Annotated in this window: 16 protein-coding genes; 6 read left to right on the top strand and 10 right to left on the bottom strand. The window is 43.9% G+C overall.

The genetic code is table 11. The annotated features are described in order from the left end of the window. Positions 1 to 23 precede the first annotated feature (23 nt). Genes U2P91_RS11420 through U2P91_RS11410 form a run of 3 tightly spaced genes read left to right on the top strand, consistent with a single transcriptional unit; the run spans position 24 to position 3,499 of the window. Positions 24 to 1,742: an iron ABC transporter permease gene (locus U2P91_RS11420; protein ID WP_322519650.1), complete on the top strand. Its 1,719-nt coding sequence runs from the start codon at positions 24 to 26 to the stop codon at positions 1,740 to 1,742. A 3-nt stretch (positions 1,743 to 1,745) separates the two neighbouring features. Then, positions 1,746 to 2,792 carry an ABC transporter ATP-binding protein gene (locus U2P91_RS11415; RefSeq protein WP_322519649.1) on the top strand — a complete coding sequence of 349 codons (1,047 nt, stop codon included), beginning with the start codon at positions 1,746 to 1,748 and terminating at the stop codon, positions 2,790 to 2,792. Next, entirely contained in the window at positions 2,789 to 3,499 is a 711-nt protein-coding gene (locus U2P91_RS11410) for a phosphatase (RefSeq protein ID WP_111888230.1), read from the top strand. The genes U2P91_RS11415 and U2P91_RS11410 overlap by 4 nt, the downstream gene beginning before the upstream one ends. A gap of 87 nt (positions 3,500 to 3,586) precedes the next feature. Here U2P91_RS11410 and U2P91_RS11405 read toward each other — a convergent pair whose 3' ends face one another. The 9 genes from U2P91_RS11405 to U2P91_RS11365 form a co-directional block, all read right to left on the bottom strand. Beyond that, on the bottom strand, positions 3,587 to 6,013 hold the full coding sequence (locus U2P91_RS11405) for a glycogen/starch/alpha-glucan phosphorylase (protein WP_322519648.1): 2,427 nt from the start codon (positions 6,011 to 6,013) through the stop codon (positions 3,587 to 3,589). 135 nt (positions 6,014 to 6,148) lie between these two features. Beyond that, entirely contained in the window at positions 6,149 to 8,032 is a 1,884-nt protein-coding gene (locus U2P91_RS11400; RefSeq protein WP_322519647.1) for a glycoside hydrolase family 13 protein, read from the bottom strand. Positions 8,033 to 8,039: 7 nt separating this feature from the next. Continuing rightward, complete coding sequence (gene glgA, locus U2P91_RS11395) at positions 8,040 to 9,452, bottom strand: glycogen synthase GlgA (RefSeq protein WP_204355513.1); 1,413 nt, start codon at positions 9,450 to 9,452, stop codon at positions 8,040 to 8,042. 3 nt (positions 9,453 to 9,455) lie between these two features. Then, positions 9,456 to 10,568 carry a glucose-1-phosphate adenylyltransferase subunit GlgD gene (gene glgD, locus U2P91_RS11390; protein WP_111888226.1) on the bottom strand — a complete coding sequence of 371 codons (1,113 nt, stop codon included), beginning with the start codon at positions 10,566 to 10,568 and terminating at the stop codon, positions 9,456 to 9,458. Between the two features lie 16 nt (positions 10,569 to 10,584). Next, on the bottom strand, positions 10,585 to 11,709 hold the full coding sequence (locus tag U2P91_RS11385; RefSeq protein ID WP_322519646.1) for a glucose-1-phosphate adenylyltransferase: 1,125 nt from the start codon (positions 11,707 to 11,709) through the stop codon (positions 10,585 to 10,587). A 12-nt stretch (positions 11,710 to 11,721) separates the two neighbouring features. Further along, positions 11,722 to 14,148, bottom strand: a complete 2,427-nt coding sequence (locus U2P91_RS11380) for a glycogen/starch/alpha-glucan phosphorylase (protein ID WP_322519645.1) — start codon at positions 14,146 to 14,148, stop codon at positions 11,722 to 11,724. Positions 14,149 to 14,212: 64 nt separating this feature from the next. Beyond that, on the bottom strand, positions 14,213 to 16,111 hold the full coding sequence (gene glgB / locus U2P91_RS11375) for a 1,4-alpha-glucan branching protein GlgB (RefSeq protein ID WP_322519644.1): 1,899 nt from the start codon (positions 16,109 to 16,111) through the stop codon (positions 14,213 to 14,215). A gap of 148 nt (positions 16,112 to 16,259) precedes the next feature. Next, positions 16,260 to 17,108, bottom strand: coding sequence for a YihY/virulence factor BrkB family protein (locus U2P91_RS11370; protein WP_111888223.1), 849 nt, complete (start codon positions 17,106 to 17,108; stop codon positions 16,260 to 16,262). Next, entirely contained in the window at positions 17,101 to 17,955 is an 855-nt protein-coding gene (locus U2P91_RS11365; protein WP_111888222.1) for a YihY/virulence factor BrkB family protein, read from the bottom strand. The genes U2P91_RS11370 and U2P91_RS11365 overlap by 8 nt, the downstream gene beginning before the upstream one ends. Positions 17,956 to 18,160: 205 nt before the next feature. Between U2P91_RS11365 and U2P91_RS11360 the strand changes: the two genes are divergently transcribed. Both U2P91_RS11360 and U2P91_RS11355 read left to right on the top strand, forming a co-directional pair. Then, positions 18,161 to 20,083, top strand: coding sequence for an aconitate hydratase (locus tag U2P91_RS11360; RefSeq protein ID WP_322519643.1), 1,923 nt, complete (start codon positions 18,161 to 18,163; stop codon positions 20,081 to 20,083). Positions 20,084 to 20,170: 87 nt separating this feature from the next. Further along, on the top strand, positions 20,171 to 20,851 hold the full coding sequence (locus U2P91_RS11355) for a TIGR00266 family protein (protein WP_111888220.1): 681 nt from the start codon (positions 20,171 to 20,173) through the stop codon (positions 20,849 to 20,851). A gap of 29 nt (positions 20,852 to 20,880) precedes the next feature. Here U2P91_RS11355 and U2P91_RS11350 read toward each other — a convergent pair whose 3' ends face one another. After that, positions 20,881 to 21,768, bottom strand: coding sequence for a DegV family protein (locus tag U2P91_RS11350; protein WP_111888219.1), 888 nt, complete (start codon positions 21,766 to 21,768; stop codon positions 20,881 to 20,883). 200 nt (positions 21,769 to 21,968) lie between these two features. Here U2P91_RS11350 and U2P91_RS11345 point away from each other — a divergent pair, with 200 nt between their 5' ends. Beyond that, complete coding sequence (locus U2P91_RS11345) at positions 21,969 to 24,110, top strand: Tex family protein (protein ID WP_322519642.1); 2,142 nt, start codon at positions 21,969 to 21,971, stop codon at positions 24,108 to 24,110. The last annotated feature ends 45 nt before the right edge of the window (positions 24,111 to 24,155 follow it).

The raw sequence follows: 24,155 nt of genomic DNA, 5'->3' as shown, positions 1-24,155 counted from the left end.
GTTTTTATCAGAATGGAGTCAACATGCATACAAAAAAAATAACGTATCAAAGGATTGGGACGGCTCTTTTTTTTGGTGGGCTGGGCTTTTTATTGATACTACCCTTAATGCTGTTATTTTTACGCAGCTTTTCGACAGAAAGCAGTTCAATTTTTTTAAACTACGTGAGTCTGTTAGCTGAGCCGCGAACAGTAAGTGCGATCAAAAATACGATTATTATTGGGATCGGTGCCACGATTATTTCGGTAGGTTTAGGTGGTATACTCGCATTTTTGATGGCATATACAAATATTAAGCGTAAGAAATTGATCCAAACAATGATTATGGCCCAGTTTATCATTCCATCCTATGTGATTACTCTGGCTTGGAGCCAGCTCTTTCAAAAAACCGGAGTGATTAATCAATTTCTTGAAAAGATACGGCTTCCGATGGTTGATATTTATACCATTGGTGGAATTGTTTTTGTCTTGGGACTTTGCAATTTACCGCTTGTATATACTCTAACACTCAGTATGTTTCGAAAAGTACCAAGAGATTTGGAATGGGCCGGACGAATATCTGGATGTACCCAATGGCAGACAATGATAAAGATTAATCTGCCGCAGGTGTTGCCAGCATTAATTGGAGGAGGGATTTTAGCGTTTTTGGCCGCACTGGATAATTTTTCGGTGCCCGCTTTTCTGGGGATCTCCTCAGGAATTCCGGTTTTGAGTACCTATATTTATGAAAAAGCCATTAGCTTTGGTCCCAGTGCCTTTACACAAGCAGCAACCTTAGCCGTGATGCTGGCAATTATTTCAATGGTCGGCACCATTATTCAAGGAAGGTTGATTAAAAAAAGTTCAGGAATGGACAGCATTAAAGAAGATTTTAGTGAGCGAATCCTTTTTACTAAAACAAAGCGCCGCATTTTAGAATGGACAATTATTTCTGTTTTAGGGATGATCACAGTTATTCCGCTGGTTAGCATGATGATTTCGTCGGTGCAAAAATACTATGGGGCCAGTTTTGAAATCAAAAATTTTACCTTCAGCGCCTTTGAATTTGTGTTTACCAATGCGGCAGTGGCCTCAGCCGTAAAAAATAGTATTGTCTTTGCCGGTGTGGCCTGTTTGATCTGCGTTTTCCTGGGCACCGCCATCGGCTATTTAAAAGCCCGAAATAATGCTTTGTCAGTGAAACTAGTTGAGCTGGGAGCGACACTCAATTATGCGGTACCAGGTATCGTGTTGGCACTGGCTATGATCTTTTGCTTTGGTAAATTTCCAAATGTGTATAATACATCAAAAATTATTATTATTGCCTATGTATTTAGGTATCTGATTATCCAGATTAAAGGCAGTGCGACTGCTGTTCTGACAGTGGAGGCGTCCCTTGAGGAAGCGGCATTGATTTCCGGCACAGGAATTATAAGAAGATGGACGGACGTTTTGATCCCGCTGATTCGCCAACCGATTTTAATGAGTTCGTTTTTTATTTTTAACTCGGCTCTCACTGAATTGACGTTGTCCTCAATGCTGTCAGCAGCAGGGACGAAGACGATTGGCTTGACTATTTTTAATTTACAGCAGGCGGGGTCTTATAATCTGGCCGCAACAATGTCAACGGTTCTGGTTTTATTGATACTGGCAGGCTATTTATTGATTTGGATGATGCAGCGAGCCAGCCGTAAAAAGGCAGCAAAACAAGTCGCTGCTGAAAAAGTACTAACAAAGATAATTAACCCCTGTCTGGAGGAATAGAAGATGAGCTTGACTATACAAAATTTAAGTAAAACATACGGTAGAAATAAGGCCCTGGATAATATCAACCTTGACATCAATAAAGGCGAATTTATCGCCATACTCGGGCCATCAGGCTGTGGTAAAACCACATTACTTCGGATTATAGCCGGTTTTATTTCGCCGGATCAGGGAAAAATTTGCCTGGATCAAACCGTATTGACGGAAAATCAATGGAGTTTACCCGTTGAAAAAAGAAATTTGGGCATGGTGTTTCAGTCCTTTGCCTTATGGCCGCACTTGACGGTTCGGGAACATATTAAATTTCCCTTGCAAAGCCGGCGCAACAAGGCCCTTTCGGCGGACAAAAAAAAGGAATTATTCAAAAAAGCTGTACAGAGCACCGGGTTAGAGCCATATATTAATCGGCTTCCCGGCGAACTGTCAGGGGGACAGAAACAAAGAGTCGCGCTGGCCAGGGCGATTGTTGAATTACCGCCTGTATTACTGATGGATGAGCCGCTCAGTTCTTTAGATGCGGAATTAAAAATCAATATGCGCAGAGAAATAAAAGAAATCCATCAATTAACCGGTTCAACCATTGTCTATGTGACCCATGATCAAAACGAAGCCCTGGCGATGGCTGATCGGATTATTATTATGAAAGATGGAAAAATTGAGCAAATGGATACACCGGAAAAGATTTATAATCAGCCGAAAACAGAGTTTGTTGCGCGTTTTGTCAGTAAAAGCAATATCTTAAGTGGAAAATGGGATAGTGGTCGTTTTTATTGTACGGATCATGATTGTGAATTTGAAGGAGATGGGGTGGATCATTATTTTGTGACCCATAATATTTATCCGATTCGCCCTGAAGAAATGGAAATTAAACCCATCCATCAAAAAAACGAAGGCATCATCGGAACGATTCAGGATAAACAATATAATGGGCGCGAGATTCATTATATCGTAAAAAGCGTATCAGGATTTTTAAATGTTTACGCAAATAAGGATGAAGGTTTTAAAATAAATGATCAGGTATGTCTGATTAAGAAGGAAACGACTCAATGAAACTGCTAATGGATTTACATACCCATACAATTGCCAGCGGTCACGCTTACAGTACCTTAAAAGAAAATATTGATGAAGCGAAAAATAAAGGTCTAAAGATCCTTGGAACCAGTGATCATTCTTATACCATGCCGGGGGCTCCAGAACCTTTTTTTTTCGAAAATTATAAAACAATCAATCAAGAGATAAATGGTCTTCGAATTCTAAAAGGAGTTGAAGCGAATATCCTGGATTACGATGGAAAAATTGATGTCTCAGATAAAATGATACATAATGTGGATTATGTGATTGCCAGTCTTCACTCCCACTGTATAAAGTCAGGCTCAAAAGAAGAAAATACCGATGCGATAATTGGAGCAATGCATAATCCGGCGGTAAAAATCATTGGTCATCCTGATGATGGGCGGTTTCCGCTAAATTATTGGCGGCTAGTACAGGCGGCAAAAAAATCAGGTGTGATTCTGGAGCTGAACAATGCTTCGTTAATGAAAACGTCAGCTCGAACAAATACGGAGATCAATATGATAGCGTTAATAAAATTAATTAAAAAAAACAACATACCGGTGATTCTTGGTAGTGATAGTCATATTTATTATAATGTGGGACGTTTTAATGAAATAATAAAACTGATTCAGGAGCAGGGATTACCGGAAGAATTAATCATTAATTGCAGTATCAAACAACTCGAAGAAAAGCTGCAAAAATAACCGTTTGCAAAATAGAAAACCCGTAATAATGAAAGCCCGGCCGGATTTAACCCGGACCGGGCTTTCATTAAAAGGAGGGTGTGTTATCTACAGTGTCTTCCAAATATTTTTCTGATAGTCCAGAATCGCACGATCGCTGGAAAATAGACTGGAGTAGGCCACGTTGCTAAGGGACATTTCAAACCATTTGTTTTGGTCTTTAAATAGTTCATTGATACGGTCTTGTGCTTTTGTATACGCGTCAAAGTCTTTTAAGACGAAGTAGGTATCGTTATACAAAAGCAGCGCGTCATAGATACTTTGAAAATTGTCTAAATGGCCAAAGGTGCCATCGATGAGCTGACGCATTATTTTTTGTATGCGAGGATCGTTTTCATGAATCTGAACAGAACTGTAACCACCATATTTTTGGTAATGCGTGACCTCGTCAGCGGAGAGTCCAAAGGTAATAATATTGTGCTTGCCGACGGCTTCATGGATTTCAATGTTGGCGCCGTCCATGGTTCCCAAGGTAATGGCACCATTCATCATAAACTTCATATTACCAGTACCAGAAGCTTCTTTGCCGGCGGTTGAGATCTGCTCGGAAATATTGGCAGCAGGATAGATAATCTCACCCAGGGTTACGTTAAAGTTGGCCAGAAAGACCACTTTGATCTGATCACGGATACCGTTATCTTTATTGATGAGATCGGCAATATAATTAATCAGCTTAATAACTTCTTTGGCAAAATAGTATCCCGGAGCCGCTTTACCGGCAAAGATAAAGGTTCGCGGAACAATATCAATATGGGGGTTTGCTTTTAAGTAATTGTATAAGTGGAGAATCTGCAAGGCATTCAGGAGCTGCCGTTTGTATTCGTGGATTCGCTTAACTTGAATGTCGAAAATGGAATCCGGGTTGATCGTGATATGATTATGCTCCTTAATATAATTTGACAAATTGATTTTATTATCCAATTTGATTTGATTAAACTGATCGATAAACGGCGGATCATTCTGATAATCCATTAGCTTCTCAAGAGCAAAAAGGTTGTTGATCCAATCCGTGCCAATGGATTCAGTGATTAAGTCTCTTAAACCGGTGTTGTTATTAATCAGAAAGCGCCGGGGAGTGACCCCATTTGTGACGGAATGGAAACGTTCTGGGAATAATTGATAATAGCCATTGAAGGTTTCTTCTTTTAAAATTTTGCTATGGAGCTCGGCCACGCCATTAACCGAGTGGCTACAGATAATGGCCAGATTAGCCATGTTAACTTGGTTATCCTGAATGATTGATAAGGCATTTATTTGCAGTTCATTGAGTCCCGGTTCTAATCGCAAGTCTTCCTGAAATTGTCGGTTGATTTCTTCGATAATCATGTAGATTCGCGGCAACAGAAACTTCATCATATCCGCCGGCCATTTTTCCAGCGCTTCCGGAAGAACAGTATGGTTGGTAAAAGTCAGGGAGTTAATGGTGATTTTCCAGGCATCGCCCCAGCTTAAACCTTCTTCATCCATAAAAATACGCATCATCTCAGGGCCACACAGGGCGGGATGGGTATCGTTGATATGGATACATATCTTGTCGGCAAATTCATCCAGACAATCGTTGTTATAGCGCTTGAAGCGGGTAATCATTCGTTTTAAACCGGCACAGACAAAAAAATATTCCTGTTTCAGGCGCAGTTGCTTGCCATCGAATTGACTATCATTGGGATATAAAATCTGGGTAATCGCCTCGGCCTCGGATTTATGTCGAACGGCGTCGAGAAACTGGCCCTCATTGAAGCTGGGCAAATCAAATTCTTCGACGGGTTCGGCGCTCCATAGCCTTAGTGAATTCACGGTATTGTTGTGATAGCCTTTTACGGGAATATCATAGGGCACCGCTAAAATCGGTTCATAATCCTCAAGAACAAAGGTCAGTACGCCATCTATTCGCTCAGAACGAAGATGACCGTAAAACTTAACGACAACCGATTCGTGGGGTTTTTTAATTTCAAAGGGATAGCCATGGCGCAACCAGTTGTCGGCGACTTCAACCTGTTCGCCGTTAATAATTTTCTGTTCAAAAAGACCATGCTTATAATGGATACCATTGCCATGAAAGGGCAGTCCCAGGGTGGCAGAAGACTCTAAAAAACAGGCCATTAGCCGTCCCAAACCGCCATTGCCCAGGCCGGGATCAGCTTCCTGACTGAGAATAGTCTGATAATTCAAACCTAACTCAGCCATGGCAATTCTGACGGTTTCCTCCATCCCCAGACTATTGACATAGGATTTTAACAGCCGACCAATTAAAAATTCGATCGAGAACAGGTAGACCCGCTTGTGGGGAACCTCGTCGTATTGAGATCTTGTTTTAGCCCATTGGGAAGCTGTTTTATCCATAACGATTTCAGCGAGAGCCTGGTACTGATCGAGCACCGATGACTCAGCAAGATATTCACCAGAAACTTCCTGGATTTTTTTTATATATGAAGATTTGAAATCTTCAATTTCTTGTAGGCGTTGTGATGGTTTCATGAGGCTTCCTTTCAACAAACTTGTTTTAAAGAATCAGAAAATAAATTATAGTAGTGGTCACAACTTTTTTACCCCATATTTCCAAGATAAAACAAAAAAGATTGCGGATAACCGCAATCCTTTGAGATAGAGCGTCTAAACAGTTTGACAGGTGTCAGGAGTGATCATCACAATGGCGTAAGAAAGTGGTGGAAGAACAATGGGGTTTAGTGAGATCGCTTCCTCTGAGATTAAATCAAAACCCTTGCATCCGCTAAAATCCGGATGTTTAAACAGGTGAACCGCTCGGGCATTCCGGTTAAACAGGCAAAAACAGAGCGTGTCTTCATTCCGTCTTTCAAACACGAAAAGATCGTCACTGGCTTCGTAGGGTTGCCAGGAGCCGTTCTGAAAAACCGCATAATCAGCCCGAAGTTTTGTGATCTGGCGGTACCACGAAAGGAGATCCTGATCCTCATTGCCCCAGGGATAGGTACGTCGGTTGTAGGGATCTTCAAAACCCTGGACCCCAGCCTCATCGCCATAGTATAAGCAGGGGACACCTGGGAAGGTAAACTGAATCAGGCTGAGCAGTTTTAATCGTTTTACAGCGAGTGCGTAGTGGCTGTCATCCAGGCGATAGTTTTTTTGGCTATTCTTTCCCTGATGTTTATAGGCTTCCCCCAGGACGTTAAGAATCCGCCGCCGATCATGGCTGCCAATCAGGTTCATGTTTCCCATAAATTGGTCTTTGGGATAGTGCTCGTAAAGTGACATCATAATCCGGGCGGCCAGCCCGGAGCTTTTATCGCTAAGAACAAAATCGATAAAGGTTTCCCGGAACGGGTAGTTCATCACGGCATCCAGTTCATAACCGGAAAAATAGCTGCGCAGTTCCTCATAGGCTACTTTACGGGAGGCATCTTCCCAGACTTCGCCGATTAAGATACTGTCCGGGTTTTCTTCGATTATCGTCTCCTTAAGACCCATAATAAAAGGGTCTGGCAGTTCATCAGCGACATCCAGCCGCCAGCCGGAAGCCCCGGATTTCATCCAGTGACGAATGACACTATCCTTGCTTTTATAAATAAAGGCCTGAAAATTAGGATGCATTTCATTCGTGTTCGGCATGGCGTCAACCCCCCACCAACAGGTATAGGTTTTGGGATAGTCGGTGAAGGTGTACCAGGGATAGTATTTAGAATCTTTCGATTGATAGGCACCAACCTCCGGATAATTTCCATAACGATTAAAGTAAAGGCTATCGTCACCGGTATGGCTAAAAACCCCATCAAGTATAATCGAAATCCCTCGTTTTTGGCACTCTGAAGCCAGGGTTTCAAAACTTTCCTGGGTGCCCAGGGCCGGGTCGATGGTCATATAATCGCCAGTGTCATAGCGGTGGTTGCTTCGTGCCTTAAAAATAGGGTTCAGATAAAGAATGGTGACGTTTAAACTCTTCAGGTAGTCGAGCTTTTCGGTGATGCCTGCCAGGGTGCCGCCAAAAAAATCCCAGTATTTGATGCCACCATCCTTCTCACGGAAATAGTGGGGGTTATCATTCCAGTTGGGATGGAGGATGGCATTTTTATGAAAATTGGCAAGATCAAAGTCCGCACCCCGATTAAACCGGTCGGGAAAAATCTGGTACATAATTCCCTGGGAGTACCAGGCCGGTGACTGCCGTTTGGGATCATAAATTGTAATTTGGTAGGAGGGCGGTTTTGTTTCATAAATTCGGCCTTCGCCGCCCAAATGATCATGCCGGGTGCCATAGGCATAGGCGCGGCCCCGGGAGCAAAAACTAAAATCATACCAGAGGAGTCCAGGAATGACGGGCATCTCCAGGGTCACTTCCCAATAATCAGTTTCCCGGGATTTGATCATGGGATGCGAAGTTTCCTGGTTATTAAAATAAGTCCGCAACTTTAATTTGTCAATTTCAGTGGCATAAACGCGCAAGGTGACGGTACTGCCAATTGGTAATGCCCCAAAGGGCTTGCGATAGGCCAGCTCCCATGAATGATGACGAAATTTCATAATCTTATCACTCCATCAATTTATTATAATATGAAAGGTACGTATCAGCGGATTGCTTCCAGTCAAAATGGCTGTTGTAAGCATTTCTTACCAGCATTTTAAAAGATGCCGGCGCATCGTGGTAGAGGGCTACGGCATGCTGGATGGTAAAAAGCATATCGTGGGCATTGTAAGTTGCAAAACTTAAGCCATTGCCATTTTTGGTTTTGGGGTTAAAATAAGTGATGGTGTCTTTTAGGCCGCCGGTTTCCCGAACAATGGGGACCGCGCCGTAACGCATGGCAATCATCTGAGAAAGGCCACAGGGCTCAAATTTAGAAGGCATCAGGAAATAATCACTGGCCGCATAAATTTTTCTTGAGAGCGCTTCATCAAAATCGATGATGGCCACCATCTTATCCGGATAGTTGTAGGCAATGCTCCGGAAAAGATTTTCATAAACAGCATCGCCGGTCCCCAGAATAACGAGCTGCAGATTCTGCTGTAAAATCTCATGGATCACGTTGGACACCAGATCCAGACCTTTTTGTTCAACTAACCGGGTGATCATCGATACCATCGGAACATCCTCACGGACCGGCAGATCGAGATATTCCTGTAAGGCTTTTTTATTGTCGGCCTTCTTTTTTTCGGGACTGTCAAAGGGAACAAATAAGGCGGGGTCAGTCTCTGAATTATAAATGGACTCATCGATGCCATTGAGAATCCCCACTACCTGGTGACTGAGATGGCGGATTACCCCGTCCAGGCCTTCGCCATAGTAGGGGTCGGTTAGTTCATTTGCGTAGGTTGGACTGACCGTGGTGATTAGATCAGCCGTATAAAGAGCGCCTTTCATCAGATTAATCTTTCCGTAATACTCCAAGTCTGAGGGTAAGAAGCCCAGATGGAGGTAGGGGCTGATATCGTGAAAACCATAAACCCCCTGATAGCGGATATTATGAATGGTAAAAACCACCTTGGTGTCAGGAAAAGCCCGGCGATATTGATGCTTGATCAGATAGGGAACAGCGGCCGTCTGCCAGTCGTTGCAGTGAATAATGTCCGGAGAAAAATCCAGTAATGGTAGAGAATCCAATACGGCCCGGCAAAAAAAGCAAAACCGTTCGCCGTCATCGAAATAGCCATAAAGTGAGGGGCGCTTAAAAAAAGCTTCATTATCAATAAAATAAAAAGTGACACCTTCGTATTCACAGGTCAACAGGCCGCAATAATGCAGGGTATCCGACATCCATATCTGAAAGTGTTTGAGGGGTTTTATTTGTAGGCGTAATTCTTCTGGGATGGTGCTGTATAAGGGAAGGATAACCCGGGCATCGACATCTTCGGGAAATGATTTTGGCAGGGCGCCAAGGACGTCTCCCAAGCCACCACTTTTTGAAAAAGGGTAAGCTTCTGAAGCAACAAATAGGACATTCAACATTTAAATTACCGTGCCTTTCTTTAAAACAATGGGAGCGTGGGGTTTACCCACTAAGGTGGTATGGTCACTGATTTTAGTATCCTTATCCATGACCACATAGTTTAGATTAACATTTCTCCCAATTTCACACCGCTGCATAATGATACTGTTTTGGATGTGTGAGCCAACATTCATTTGGGTATCTCGAAAAATAATGCTGTGATTAATGGTTCCGTCAATGGTGCAGCCGCTACCGACAATGGAATTGTACACCTCGGCGGGATCGTTATAAAGGGTTGGGTGGTTGTCTTTTATTTTAGTATGAATGGAATTTTTACCCATAAAGAGTTCTTGCATAACGTCATATTCCAATAAATCCATACTGGTTTTCATATAGTTTTCCAGGCAGTTTACCCGTTTGATATAACCGCAATGCTGGGCACCGAAGACCCGGAGGGTGTCGATGTTGTATTTGATGATATCCATTAAGTCAAAGTCTCCGGTCCGCTCACTAAGATCCAGCAATTCCTCCAGAATGGATTTTTTAACAAAAAACATTTCAGCAAAAAAATGCCCAGTGGTATGTTCTCTTTTGTAGTGGAGACCGCTGACCCGATTTTTGGTAAACTCCAGGAAAAGATCATTGTCCCTGAGATGGTACAGGGGATCATCTTTTTTAAAGATCAAGGTAATATCACTGTCATTTTTTAAATGCAGATCATAAGCATTTTTAAAATCAAAGGTGGTAACCAGGTTAGGAGACGCAATCAACACATGTTCAGCAGTGGTGGCGTCCAAAAAGCCCCGGTTATTCTGAAGATTACGCAGATTAACCTTGATCAGACGCCCGATATGGTAATTATTAGAGCCTGAGAGAATCGAAAGATCCTGCGTTTTTCGACTTAGGGACCACTCCTTGCCGGTTCCCAGATGATCCACCAGGGAACTGTATTTATGGGAACCGATGACACCAATTTGAGATAAACCGGAATTAACCATATTGGAGAGGGTAAAGTCGATAAGACGATAACGTCCGCCGAAAGGCAGGGTGCTCAGGCTACGATGGGAAAGAAAATCTTTTAAGGAATCATCCTCACCATCCACATTTAAGATAAGTCCAACAGCATTTTTCATTTTTCCTTACTCCTTTTTAGTTATTGATGACATGTATTTCAGGAGTTGTATCGTCGGGGTCGGTAATGTAGCGGGCATCGCCTTTAATTCTGGCTCGGGCTCCAACGACACAATTTTCTAAAATGGCCCCATCTTCAATGATCGCTCCGGTGTGTACAATCACATTTTTCAAGCTGGTTTTTTTATGAATCACTACATCATGAGACAAAATGGAATTTTCGACGCGACCAAAGATAATGCATCCATCACAGATCAGACTGTTGATGATCCGGGCCTGGGGGCCGATGAATTGCGGATGTCGGCTGGTATTGTTCGAAAAGATGCGAAAGTTTCGATCACTGAGGTCAAAATCACAACTGGTGTCCAAAAGATCCATATTGGCATCATAGTAACTTTGAACCGTACCCACATCGCGCCAGTAGCCGGAGAAAGGATAGGCAAAAATTCGTTTGCCGCTTTCATGAAGCTCGGGAATCACATTATGTCCAAAGTCATGTTCAGATTCCCGGTTTCCGGCATCGTCTAGCAGGGCTTTTTTGAGTTCTTTCCAGGTAAAAATATAAATACCCATCGACGCCTTGTTACTTTTGGGATGTTCGGGTTTTTCCTGGAATTCTTTGATCGAGTGCTCTTCATCAGTGTTAACGATTCCAAACCGATGAGCATCTTCCCAAGGGACATCCATCACCGCAATGGTCAGATCAGCCTCTTTTTCTTTGTGAAAGGCCAACATTTGCGAATAATCCATCTTATAAATGTGATCCCCCGAAAGAATCAGCACATATTCGGGATCAAAACGGTCAATGAAGTCCAAGTTCTGATAAATGGCATCGGCAGTTCCCGAGTACCAGCGGCCCCCTTTTTGGCCCATATAGGGGGGCAGGATATGGACACCGCCCTGGACCTGATCCAGCGCCCAGGCCGATCCATCACCAATATAATTATTCAGGATATAGGGGCGGTATTGGGTCAGTACGCCCACCACATCAATATCCGAGTTCATACAATTGCTAAGCGGAAAATCAATGATCCGATATTTTCCCCCAAATAAAACCGCCGGTTTGGCGTTATTAAAGGTCAGGGAGCCCAAACGACTCCCCTGACCTCCCGCCAGGAGCATTGCGACACATTCAGTATTCAAAGTGATACCTCCTTAAATGATTTTCCAGATTTCCCGTTGATAGTCGGCAATCGAACGATCACTTGAGAAAATACCGGAATTTGCTACGTTGCTGATCGACATTTTGGTCCAAACGGTCGGATTGCGAAAGAGATGATCCACCTGATTTTGGGCATCGGTATAGGCATTAAAATCTTTTAAGACAAAATAGCCATCATTATACAAAAGCAGGGAATCATAGATGGCCTGGAAGCTGAGGCCATGTCCGAGGGTTCCATCAATCAGTTGGTGAAGGACCTGTTGTATTCGGGGGTCCTGCTCAAAAATATCGACCGATCGATAGCCGCCATATTTCTGATAGTGATGGACCTCGTCAGCAGACAGACCAAAGGTGACAATATTACTGGGACCAACGGCGTCCAGAATTTCGATATTGGCGCCGTCCATAGTGCCCAGGGTAATGGCCCCGTTCATCATAAATTTCATGTTTCCGGTTCCCGAAGCTTCTTTTCCGGCGGTTGAAATCTGTTCTGAGATATTGGCCGCCGGATAGATAATCTCGGCCAGTGAAACATTGAAATTGGCCAGAAAAACGACCTTTAGTTTGTCATGGAGGGACGGATCATTGTTAACCAGCTCAGCAATGGCGGTGATCAGCTTAATAACCTCTTTGGCATAGTAATACCCGGGTGCTGCTTTGCCGGCAAAGATAAAGGTACGAGGCGCCATTTCCAGATTGGGGTTTTCTTTAAGCCGATTATACAGATAAAGGACATGGAGAGCGTTTAGTAATTGTCGCTTATATTCATGGATTCGCTTGACCTGGATGTCAAAGATCGAGTCGGGATCAACCTTCACATTGTTATGGTGGGCCATATAATTGGCGAGTCGAACCTTATTGGATCGTTTGACCGCGTCAAACTTTTGATAAAAAACCGGATCATTGATGAAATTGAGCAGTTTTTTAAGATCAAACAGGTTGTGATCCCAATCCGGTCCGATCGACTCATTAATCAGTTCTTTCAGCTCGGGATTGCTGTTCATCAGAAAACGGCGTGGTGAAACCCCATTGGTTACCGAATAAAATCGCTTGGGGAAGACCTGGTAAAAACCATTAAAGGTTTCTTCCCGGAGGATTTTGCTGTGGAGGGTTGCCACACCATTGATGGAATGACTCGATATAATCGCCAGGCTGGCCATATGGACGTAGTTGTCTTTGATAATCGAAAGGCTGTGGTTGCGGTCCAGATCATGAGGAAATTCGTTATCCAGATCCAGTAGAAAACGGCGGTTGACTTCTTCGATGATCATATAAATCCGGGGCAGCAAATCCTTCATCATATCGACCGGCCACTTTTCCAGAGCTTCTGGTAGCACCGTGTGGTTGGTAAAGCTTAGCGCGGCAACGGTAATTTTCCAGGATTCCTCCCAACCCAAACCTTCTTCATCCATCAGCACCCGCATCAGTTCAGGGCCGCATAGGGCAGGATGGGTGTCATTAATATGAATACAAATTTTATCGCTGAAACCGTCCATGGAGTTATTGTTGGATCGTTTGTAATCCACAATGATCCGCTTAATGCCGGCACAGACAAAAAAGTACTCCTGTTTGAGACGCAAAAGTTTACCGTCAAAACCATTGTCATTGGGATAGAGGATCTGGCTAATCGCTTCGGCTTCGGATTTATGCCTTACCGCATTTAAGAAATGGCCCTGATTAAACGAGGGCAGATCAAAGGCTTCCAGCGGCTCGGCACTCCAAAGGCGCAAGGAATTAACGGTTTCGTTGTGATACCCCTTGATCGGAATATCGTAGGGAACGGCCATAATAGCTTCATAATTCTCGTGAACAAAGGTCAGATTGCCATTGATGTTCTCAGAATGAATCTGACCGTAGTATTTGATAATGACTGACTTATCGGGATTACAGATTTCAAAGGGATAGCCATTTTTAAGCCAGTTATCCGCGACTTCAATTTGTTCGCCATTGATAATCCGTTGTTCAAACAGGCCATATTTATAACGGATGCCGTTACCATGGGCAGGCATTCCCATCGCCGAAGAGGAATCCAGATAGCAGGCCATTAACCGACCCAGGCCGCCATTGCCCAAACCCGGGTCGGATTCCTGGGCGAGAATGGCCTCATAATCCAGCCCCATTTCGGCCGAACATTCCTGAACCAGATCTTCAACCCCCAGATTGCTGAGGTAGGACTTCATCAGGCGTCCGATTAGGAATTCAATGGAAAAAAAGTAGACCTGTTTCGATTCGTTTTTGTTATAGAGCGTGTTGGTTTTTGCCCATTGGGAGGTGATGCTTTCCATTACCATTTCGGCCAGGGCCTGGTATTGCTTAAGCAGTGAGGCATCCGCCAGGCAGTTTCCGGAGACCTCTTCAATTTTTTTGGTAAAGGTGGCCTTATAGGTGGCTTTTAATTTTTCTCGTTCTGAAGAATTCATCGTAGTTCCTTTCAACAAAGCTAGTTTTATAAAGCATTTTTATGGTTATTTAGCAGTGCAGGTTTTATTTTTTAGGTTTCTTAGTTGCCTCTACTTTGGTACTTGTCCGGGGAACAACGCCTTTTAAGACAATGACCGACGAGGGCGGAATATTGAGAGAAACCGAATAGTCCTGGCCATGGAGGGGGATTTTTTGAGCCTTCATGGTCTTTTTCATTTTAAAATCGCTACCGCCATAAAGAGGGGCATCTGAATTAAAGGCCAGACGGTAATTGCCGGGGGCAGGGACGCCAATCTGATAATCGTTATAGGTAAGCGGACAAAAGTTGATGATGGTAATCAGGGTATCCTTTTGTTCGGTACCCAGGCGTTTAAAAATGAGAATACTCTGTTTGCTGTTGTTTGGTTCCAGCCATTCAAAACCGCCCCAGCTATGGTCATCGACCCAGAGCGCTTTTTCTTTTAAATAAAACTTATTCAGGTCTTTAATATAGGTGTGAATCTCGCGATGCTTTTGGTAATCAAGCAAAAACCATTCCAGCGATTCATCTACCCGCCATTCTAGGAAGGGGGCAAATTCGTTGCCCATAAAGGACAGTTTCTTTCCCGGGTGAGTCATCAAATATCCGAAAAGGATGCGAAACTGGTCAAATTTTAGATTGTAATCGCCAAACATCTTGTCGAGGATGGTTCGTTTGCTGTGAACCACTTCGTCATGAGACAGGGGCAGGATGAAATTTTCATTAAAGGCATAGGCCATCGAAAAGGTTAAGAGATTGTGGAAGCGGTTTCGAAACATCGGATCGGTTTTCATATAATCCAGGGTATCGTGCATCCAGCCCATGTCCCATTTCAGATTAAAGCCAAGACCGCCCTTATCCACCGGCCAGGTGACCATCGGGTAGGAGGTGGAGTCTTCTGCTGACATGATCGCAAAGGGAAAATCTCTAAAAATAATGGTGTTCAGTTCCCGCAGGAATGACAGTGCTTCGAGTCGATCGGTACCGCCCTCAATATTTCGAAAGGGTTCACCGTCTAAACCATGGTTAAGTTCAATCATGCTGGCCACCCCATCGATGCGCAGGCCATCGATATGGTAGCGGTTAAACCAGAAGTGGGCATTGGAAATCAAAAAATCAAGGACTTCGGGTTTGCCGTAATCAAAGACCATTGTCCCCCATTGCTGGTGTTCTGAAAACTCGTATTGGCTGGTGCCGTCAAAATGCCGTAGGCCCGGATCGTCTTTACAGAAGTGACCAGGTACCCAATCCAGAATCACACCGATACCGGCCTGGTGGCAGCAATCGATCAGATACATCAGCCCCTGGGGATCGCCGTAGCGGCTGGTGGCAGCGTAATATCCGGTGAGCTGATATCCCCAGGAACCGTCAAAGGGATGTTCCATAATTGGCATCAGTTCAAGGTGGGTGTAATGCATCTCCGTCAGATAAGGAACGAGTTGATCAGCCAGTTCATGGTAGTTCAGATACTCGCCCTTTTCATTGCGCTTCCAACTACCCAGATGGGCTTCATAAATATTAATCGGCATTTTTAGCCAATTGGTGTCGTTTCTTTTTTTGCACCAGCTTTCATCCTGCCAGTCATAACCATCGAGTTCCCAGATAATGGAGGCGGTTTGAGGCTTAACCTCACTGTAAAAACCGTAAGGATCAGCCTTATACGCCAATTCGCCATCCTGTTGGCGAACGGCATACTTGTAAAGCTGGCCTTGGAACAGTTCCGGGATAAAGCGTTCCCAGACACCATGGGTGCCGGAAACGAGTTTCATGGGGTGAGCTTGAATGTTCCAGCCATTGAAATCGCCGACAACGGAAACACTTTGGGCATTGGGGGCCCAGACCCGAAAAGTGGTCCCTTTTTCATTAAGGTGGGCACCAAAATAGTGGTAACTGAGAAAACGCCTGTTACTGGCTAAATCTGCGTGGTCATCGATTTTATTCATGATAGTATACGTATCCTTTCAGTTTTGGTTGGAATCAAGTCGCCTTTGCATCTAACATTTTATCACAATCCCTTAATATTGATAGCGCATCTTTTTGAGCAAAGTAAAATCTTTTTAACAATTTCACTTAAAGTGCAACACCGGGCGCTTAAATAAAGAACGCTTTGTCCTGATATAAAGACCAGTACAGGTTGATCTTTCCGCCCAGATTCAGAATCACACAAATAAAGTAAATTGCTACCATCAGGGCAAAAAGTCCCCCCAGACTGCCATAGAGCGTGCTGTATTTGGTCGAATGATTGATAAACAAGGTGAAAATGCGAAAAGCAATATTAAGTCCCAGGGTTGCAAATAGGGCACCGGGAAGACCGCTTTTAAATTTTAGGTGCTGCGCTGGTGCCATGACGTAGATCATATTAAAAATAAAGGTTGATACAATCCATGAAAAAACAACAGCAAAAAAGCTCAGGACGGGATAATAATATGTATATAGCCCGATTTTCTCAAAAATAACAGCACCCACATCAGCACTAAAAAGATAAGCAAAAGCAATCAGTAAAATGGCCACAGTAAACAAAATGGTAAACAGAAATGAATAGAGCCAGATTACCTTTAGCGTCCGGGTTTCTTTCCGGCCATAGGTCTGATTGATACCAACCATGATGGCCCGGGCCGCCAGGGATGAAAAGAAAAAAGCGACCAGAATCAGGCTGTAATGAGAACCGGAAACTTGACTGATGATGCTGTCTAACAAGCTCGTCACGTAGTCATAAGAAAGATTGGGTAAAAAGGCTTCTAAAATTTCGTAAAGATAACTTTCAAAGGGTTTGATAAAACTCCCGATAAATGAAATCAAAAAGAGCAGCAAGGGAAAAAATGCCAGTAGCAGGTAAAATGACATCTGGGTGCAGATCCCTGAAAAATCGGTTTCCTCAAAATCTTCCATCAGAAAGAAAAGCAGCTTGACAATTTTTAGATCAAATAGTTGTTTAATCATTTTTAACCTCCAGGGATGCCTGTCTCAGTGATGATTGTTCAGCTCCGTAAAGATTAACGACGCCACCCAGGCTAAGGGTAAAACAGATCAGATAGACCATAAAAAACAATGAAAAGGGACCTTGAAGATTAAAGAAGAAGGCATTAACATCAAGGGGTGAGCTGGCGAACAGAGTATATAAAAAAATGATCACAAACCAGCTGATACTAACAAAAGCGCCGCCCGGGAGTGCTTCAAAAAAACCAAGATGGTTCTTGGGCGCATACATATAAATTAGGGTAAAAATAAACGTTGGTACGATGATCATATAAATCAGCGTAAAAAGAATGATGAAGACAGCAAAAAACTCAGATAAATTTAAGGTGCTAAAAATAAGGGCTAGCAGTTTCTCTCCGAAAAGATAGAAAAAAACCGTCAAAAAGATAATCAGTAGAAATAAGAATAAATAAAGAACTGCTTGAATCCAGAGCGCAACGATACCCCGGTTTTCTTCCTGTCCGAAGATTCGGTTTAAAGAGGAGATGAGCGAGTGCATGGCGGAAACAGAGACATACAAGATAAAAAAGCCCAGGATTAGGTTGGTTCCCCATGAAAAAGAAATGGTATTGGCGTTTTCCATCGCCAGATTAACATAATCCATAATCGATTGGGGCAATATTTTTGAAAGCACAAAAATAAAAGTTTCGTTCACACTTGCAGAAAACCAGTTGATGAAACTAGATAAAAGCATCAAAAAAGGAATAAAGGCGGCCAGGGTCCGGTAGGACATCTGAGCGGAAAGATTAATGATGTTGTTTTTTCTGCCCTGAACATATAAAAAGCGGCTGAAGCACTTAAGAAAAGTCATGATCCCCTCCAAATCCACTTATAGTAATGGTGTTGATTGAACCACAGTATAACATAGTTTAAATTCAAATTGAAGGGAAACTGCAAAAGTAAAAAAATGGAAAATTCGAAAAAAAAATGGTATAATAAACCAATCATGATTTATAAGGATAATAAAATCACACCGAGAGAATTAGAAAAATTGCAGTTCGGAAAGGAAATATTAAATGGGAAAAACATTAACAGAGAAAATTATTGCGGCACACCTGGTCGTGGGAGAAATGGTAAAAGGCGAGGAAATTGGGATTCGGATCGATCAGACTCTGACCCAGGACTCCACCGGAACGATGGCCTATTTGCAGTTTGAAGCGATGGAGGTACCGCGGGTTAAAACAAAAAAATCGCTGGCCTATATTGATCACAACATGCTCCAGGAAGGCCCGGAAAACATGGACGATCACCGCTATATCCAAAGTGTCGCTAAAAAACACGGTATATACTATTCAAAACCAGGTAATGGCATTTGTCACCAGGTTCAGATTGAGCGCTTTGGCGTGCCAGGCGACACCCTGCTGGGATCAGACAGCCATACCCCCACTGGCGGTGGTATCGGCATGCTGGCCATTGGCGCCGGTGGTTTGGACGTGGCCGTGGCGATGGCCGGAGACCCTTACTATATCACCATGCCTAAAGTCGTTAAGGTTTTATTAACCGGCAAGCTGCGTACCGGGGTATCCTCTAAGGATGTCATTCTGGAAGTGCTGCGTCAATGTACTGTAAAAGGTGGCGTTAACAAGGTCTTTGAATACACTGGCGAAGGGGTCAAAACGCTGACAGTTCCGGAACGGGCTACCATTACGAACATGGGTGCCGAGTTGGGAGCAACTACCTCAATTTTCCCATCGGATGAAATGACCAGGTTATTTTTGGAAGCCCAGGGCCGCGGCGGGGATTATATAGCACTGTCCGCTGATGCTGATGCCGTTTATGATGAAGTAGTCAAGGTTGATATGGATGTGTTAGAACCCTTAACCGCCTGTCCCCATAGTCCTGATAAGGTCGTAAAAATCTCCGAGATCGAAGGCCTGGTGGTCAATCAGGTCGCGATTGGCAGCTGTACCAATTCATCTTGGCTTGATCTGATGAAGGTTGCCGCCATTGTTAAAGGTAAAACCGTGGCTGAAAATGTCTCCCTGGTGATTGCCCCGGGATCAAAGCAGGTTTTAACGATGCTGGCTGAAAATGGCGCTCTGGCCGATCTATTAAACGCTGGTGCCCGGGTGCTGGAATGCGGTTGCGGCCCCTGTATTGGGATGGGGCAGGCGCCTTCTACCGATGCGGTTTCGTTGCGAACCTTTAACCGGAACTTCTTTGGTCGATCAGGAACCCCCTCTGCCGATGTCTATCTGTTAAGCCCGGAAGCAGCGGCGATATCCGCCCTGGAAGGGGTTCTTACCAATCCCTTAGGCAAAATCAGTCTGCCGCAAATTGCGATGCCGGACAGTTTTTTACAAAACGATACCATGGTGATGGCACCAGCCCCGGAAGGTACCGAAGTGGAAGTTATCAAAGGACCAAACATCAAACCGTTTCCGGCCACCAAACCGCTTGAAAACACGGTCGCCGGCAAAGCGCTGATTGTGGTCGAAGATAATATCACCACCGATCATATCATGCCTTCTAATGCAAAACTGTTGCCCTACCGTTCTAATATTCCCTACCTGTCAAACTACTGTCTGGCCCCCTGTGATGCCGAGTTTCCCAAGCGGGCACTGGATAACGGCGGCGGCTTTATTGTCGGCGGCTCCAACTATGGTCAGGGTTCCAGCCGGGAGCATGCGGCGCTGGCGCCGGTTTATCTGGGCATTAAAGGGGTTGCGGTTAAATCCTTTGCCCGGATTCATAAAAACAATTTGATCAATAATGGCATTCTGCCACTGGTATTTGAAAATGAAGCCGATTATGATACCATTGCCTTAAATGATGAACTGATCATTGAAAATGCCCTGGATGCGGTTAAATCGGGCAGGGCCAAGCTGGTGAATAAAACCAAAGGGTTAACCTATGTGATGCTTCTGGAAGTTTCGCAGCGGCAAAAAGAAATGCTACTGGCTGGCGGACTGATCAACCTGATCAAATTAAAAAAATAGTCAAAAAAAAAATAAATCGTCAATTTTGGGATAACTATCCACTAATTGGCGATTTTTTTGCATAATCATAAAATCAGGAGGAAGAAAATGAAGTATGAAATCAAGGGAGGTAATCTCCCGGTGGTAACAGTAAGTTTAAACAGTGGCGAATCGATGTTTACCGAATCCGGGGGGATGTCCTGGATGACTGAAAACATCCGCATGGAAACCAACACCAAAGGTGGCTTAATGAAGGGGCTGCGCCGAACGCTGGCCGGCGATTCGCTGTTTATGACCACCTATACGGCGGAACAGAATAATTGTCAAATTTCTTTTTGTTCCAGCTATCCGGGTGAGATCAAAGCCTTGACTCTACAAAAAGGGCAATCCATTATCTGCCAAAAAAGCAGTTTTCTGGCTGGCGAATCAACCCTGGATGTTGATTTGTACTTTAAAAAGAATATCGGGGTTGGTTTTTTTGGTGGCGAAGGCTTTATCCTGCAAAAACTTTCAGGGCCGGGAACGGCCTTTGTGGAGATGGATGGGGCGATGATTGAGTATGATCTGGCTCCCGGCGAAGTGATGAAAATCGATCAGGGTCATATTGGTATGTTTGAAGAATCGGTAAGCTTTGATATCCAGGCTGTAAAAGGCATGAAGAATATCTTTTTAAGCGGAGAAGGATTATTCCTGGCGACCTTAAAAGGACCGGGAAAGGTCTGGCTGCAAACCATGCCGCTGAGCCGACTGGTGCAACTGGTGGCCTCAAGCCTGCCACCAAGAGGGTAGAATTTTATTAATCTTAAAATAACGGGATTTCATGGGATCACATTGACATAGTTTTCCGGCAGTTCATCAAAAAACATGATTCCCAGACAATGGGTGCCAATATGAACCGTTAAGGTTGAACCGGCTTTTTCAGGCAGTAAGAAGTTTTTAATCCCCAGTTCTTTTTCAAAATATTTTTTGGCCTTGTCCTGAAGATCCGGTGCGGTGCTCTGGATCATCCCGAGGACCTGTTCCCGGTTTGTCATTTTTTCTTCAATAATAGCAAAGAGCGTCTTTAAGGCTTTTTTCTGACCGCGAATTTTTTCATAAACCAGAATCTCACCATCTTTAAAGTATAAAATCGGGACGATTTTTAGCATATCCCCAAGCATCGCCGCATTACGGCTGATCCGGCCGCCCTGGGCCAGCCATTTGATGTCTCCCACCAGAAAAAAGATCTGGGCGTGATGGGCTAGAAAAGTCATCGTCTCAACGATTTCTTCATAAGGACGGTTAAGCTTGTTGAGTTTTAGACCCTGATAAAGAATCAAGGCCGAACCAGTGGTGGCAGAAAGGGAATCGACGATCGATACTTTCCGATCCGGATACTTTTCCAGTAAATCCTGAGCCAGCAGTCGGGCGGTCTGGTAGGTTCCCGAAAGCTTTGAAGATAGCACCAGATAAATGACATCATCACCGTTTTTAAGATGTTTTTCAATGGTGTTGGTAATATCCAGAGGTTGGATCTGGGCTGTTTTGGGAAAGAGTTTGCTGTTATTACTGACAAAATCGACCACCATCTCGGGGGTGATATTGATGCCATCAAAATAAGTTTTATCGTCAAGGGTTACCGGAAAGGGTAATATATCAAAATCATAGCGATTTAGGGTGTCGCTGTTGGTATCACACATGGAATCCACAATAAATTTTATAGCCATTAAAGTGACGCTCCTTTTTATTTTAGTAAAAAATATTCTACCATGAACCACATCTTATTACAATCATTCGAGGCGTCGGCCTTAAGCATAATAGTGGTTTTGCGGGAATGTTTGTGATTATATCAAAAAAATGTTAAACTAATCTTTGGAAAATAAAAACCAAAGCGATCAATTTAAAAGTGTAAGAAATGGAGAAGTTTGTGGAACAGATAATCAAGCAACTTGCAAAAGAATTTTCAATACGCCCTGAGCAGGTGGAAGATACCATCAATCTAATTGATGGGGGGAATACCATTCCCTTTATCGCCCGTTATCGAAAAGAGGTTACCGGGAACTTAAGTGATGCCCTGCTGCGGGATCTGGATGTGCGTTTAACATATTTACGAAAACTGGAGAAACGGAAAGAAGAGGTTACTGGTAACATTGAGGAACAGGGAAAACTGACCCCAGAACTTAAAAGCGCCATTTTAAAAAGCCAAACCCTTCAGGAAGTGGAAGATCTCTACTTACCCTATAAACAAAAAAAGAAAACCCGGGCATCGGTGGCCCGGGAAAAGGGGTTAGAACCATTGGCATTGCAAATCCTTGCACAAAAACTAACCGAAGTCGAGCTTGGCAAAGCAGCCCTTAATTATATCAACGCCGAAAAAGAAATCAATACCGCCCAGGAAGCCCTGCAATTGGCGATGGATATTATTGCCGAGATCATTTCGGACAATGGAACCTATCGGGGGGTGATCCGGAAATGTACCTACGATAAAGGGCAGATTAAGTCCACGGTGGTCAAGGGTAAAGAAGAGGAAAACCCGGAACTGGAAATGTACTTTGATCACACCGAAACCATTAAGGCCATCAAGGACCACCGGATTTTGGCACTTAACCGGGGCGAGAAGAAAAAGGCCCTGTCGGTTAAATTATTAGCACCTACCGAAGAAATTGAAGCTTACCTAGAAAAAGAGCTGGTAAAAGCCGAGCCCTCCAGCTATTTATTAAGAGCTCTTGGGGACAGTTATACCCGGCTGATTGCACCGGCCATTGAGCGGGAAATCCGGACTGCCTTAAAAGAGCGGGCTGAAGAAGGAGCAATTAAGATGTTTGCTCTTAATCTAAAAAAACTGTTGTTGCAGCCGCCGTTTAAAGAAAAGGTTACGATGGGCTTTGACCCGGCATTTCGAACCGGATGCAAGATTGCTATCCTGGACAAGGTCGGAAAGGTGCTTGATTATACCACCATCTATCCAACCTTTGGCAAGGGTCAGGCGGAGAAAGCGGAAAAAGAATTCCTCCAACTGATTGAACGCCATCAGGTCGATATCATTGCCATCGGCAACGGCACCGCTTCTCGGGAGTCGGAACAGTTTGTGGCTGAAACGATTAAAAAAACCACGGTACCAGTGCAATATATTGTCGTGAATGAGGCTGGCGCTTCGGTTTATTCGGCATCTGAATTGGGGACCGAAGAATACCCGGATATCAATGTTTCGATTCGCGGTGCCATTTCTATTGGCGGGCGGCTTCAGGATCCCCTGTCCGAATTGGTAAAAATTGATCCCAAACACATTGGGGTCGGTCAGTATCAGCATGATGTCAATCAGAAAGAACTGGAACGGGTGCTCGAAGCAACCGTTGAGGATGCGGTTAATAACGTCGGCGTCAATGTTAATCGGGCTTCGGTAGCGCTACTTAAATACGTAGCCGGGGTAAACAAAACCATTGCCAACAATATTTTAGATTACCGCAACAGTGCGGGCGCGATTAAGAGCAGAAAAGAACTCATGAAGGTCAAAGGTTTGGGCGCCAAAGCCTATGAGCAATGTGCCGGTTTTTTACGGATTGATGACGGCGATAACATCCTGGATAATACCGGGGTTCACCCGGAGGCTTACAAAAGTGTGGAAAAGCTCTTAAAACTTAAAAACATCAAAAAGGAACAATTGGGAAACCGCGAACAGCAGGACTTGTTTAACGACATGAACTATGGAGAAATGGCGACGCAGCTGGAAATCGGAATTCCAACCCTTTATGATATTGTCAAAGAACTACAAAAACCGGGCCGTGATCCCCGGGAGAATGCCCCCAAGCCGCATCTGCGCTCTGATGTGCTCTCGATGAGTGATCTGGAAGTGGGGATGGAGCTGATTGGCACCGTCCGAAATGTCATCGATTTTGGCGCTTTTGTGGATATTGGTGTCCATCAGGATGGGCTTGTGCATATCTCACAAATCACCGATCGTTATATCAAACACCCGTCAGAGGCGGTCTCTCTGGGGGATGTGGTAACCGTTAGGGTATTGGCTGTGGATTTGAAACGAAAACGGATCAGTTTGACCATGATTATCTAAATAAATATTGACAGCGGGATAAGTTTTTTATAAAATAAAAGGCTT

This window comes from Acetobacterium sp. K1/6 (assembly GCF_034438075.1).
GTDB lineage: Bacteria > Bacillota > Clostridia > Eubacteriales > Eubacteriaceae > Acetobacterium > Acetobacterium carbinolicum.
This window is presented reverse-complemented; position numbering and strand designations above follow the sequence as displayed.

Bases quoted from the DNA above. Each gene is read 5' to 3' on its own strand.
- U2P91_RS11420 (WP_322519650.1), top strand. From the start codon at position 24: ATGCATACAAAAAAAATAACGTATCAAAGGATTGGGACGGCTCTTTTT.
- U2P91_RS11415 (WP_322519649.1), top strand. From the start codon at position 1,746: ATGAGCTTGACTATACAAAATTTAAGTAAAACATACGGTAGAAATAAG.
- U2P91_RS11410 (WP_111888230.1), top strand. From the start codon at position 2,789: ATGAAACTGCTAATGGATTTACATACCCATACAATTGCCAGCGGTCAC.
- U2P91_RS11405 (WP_322519648.1), bottom strand. From the start codon at position 6,013: ATGAAACCATCACAACGCCTACAAGAAATTGAAGATTTCAAATCTTCA.
- U2P91_RS11400 (WP_322519647.1), bottom strand. From the start codon at position 8,032: ATGAAATTTCGTCATCATTCATGGGAGCTGGCCTATCGCAAGCCCTTT.
- glgD (WP_111888226.1), bottom strand. From the start codon at position 10,568: ATGAAAAATGCTGTTGGACTTATCTTAAATGTGGATGGTGAGGATGAT.
- U2P91_RS11380 (WP_322519645.1), bottom strand. From the start codon at position 14,148: ATGAATTCTTCAGAACGAGAAAAATTAAAAGCCACCTATAAGGCCACC.
- glgB (WP_322519644.1), bottom strand. From the start codon at position 16,111: ATGAATAAAATCGATGACCACGCAGATTTAGCCAGTAACAGGCGTTTT.
- U2P91_RS11370 (WP_111888223.1), bottom strand. From the start codon at position 17,108: ATGATTAAACAACTATTTGATCTAAAAATTGTCAAGCTGCTTTTCTTT.
- U2P91_RS11365 (WP_111888222.1), bottom strand. From the start codon at position 17,955: ATGACTTTTCTTAAGTGCTTCAGCCGCTTTTTATATGTTCAGGGCAGA.
- U2P91_RS11360 (WP_322519643.1), top strand. From the start codon at position 18,161: ATGGGAAAAACATTAACAGAGAAAATTATTGCGGCACACCTGGTCGTG.
- U2P91_RS11355 (WP_111888220.1), top strand. From the start codon at position 20,171: ATGAAGTATGAAATCAAGGGAGGTAATCTCCCGGTGGTAACAGTAAGT.
- U2P91_RS11350 (WP_111888219.1), bottom strand. From the start codon at position 21,768: ATGGCTATAAAATTTATTGTGGATTCCATGTGTGATACCAACAGCGAC.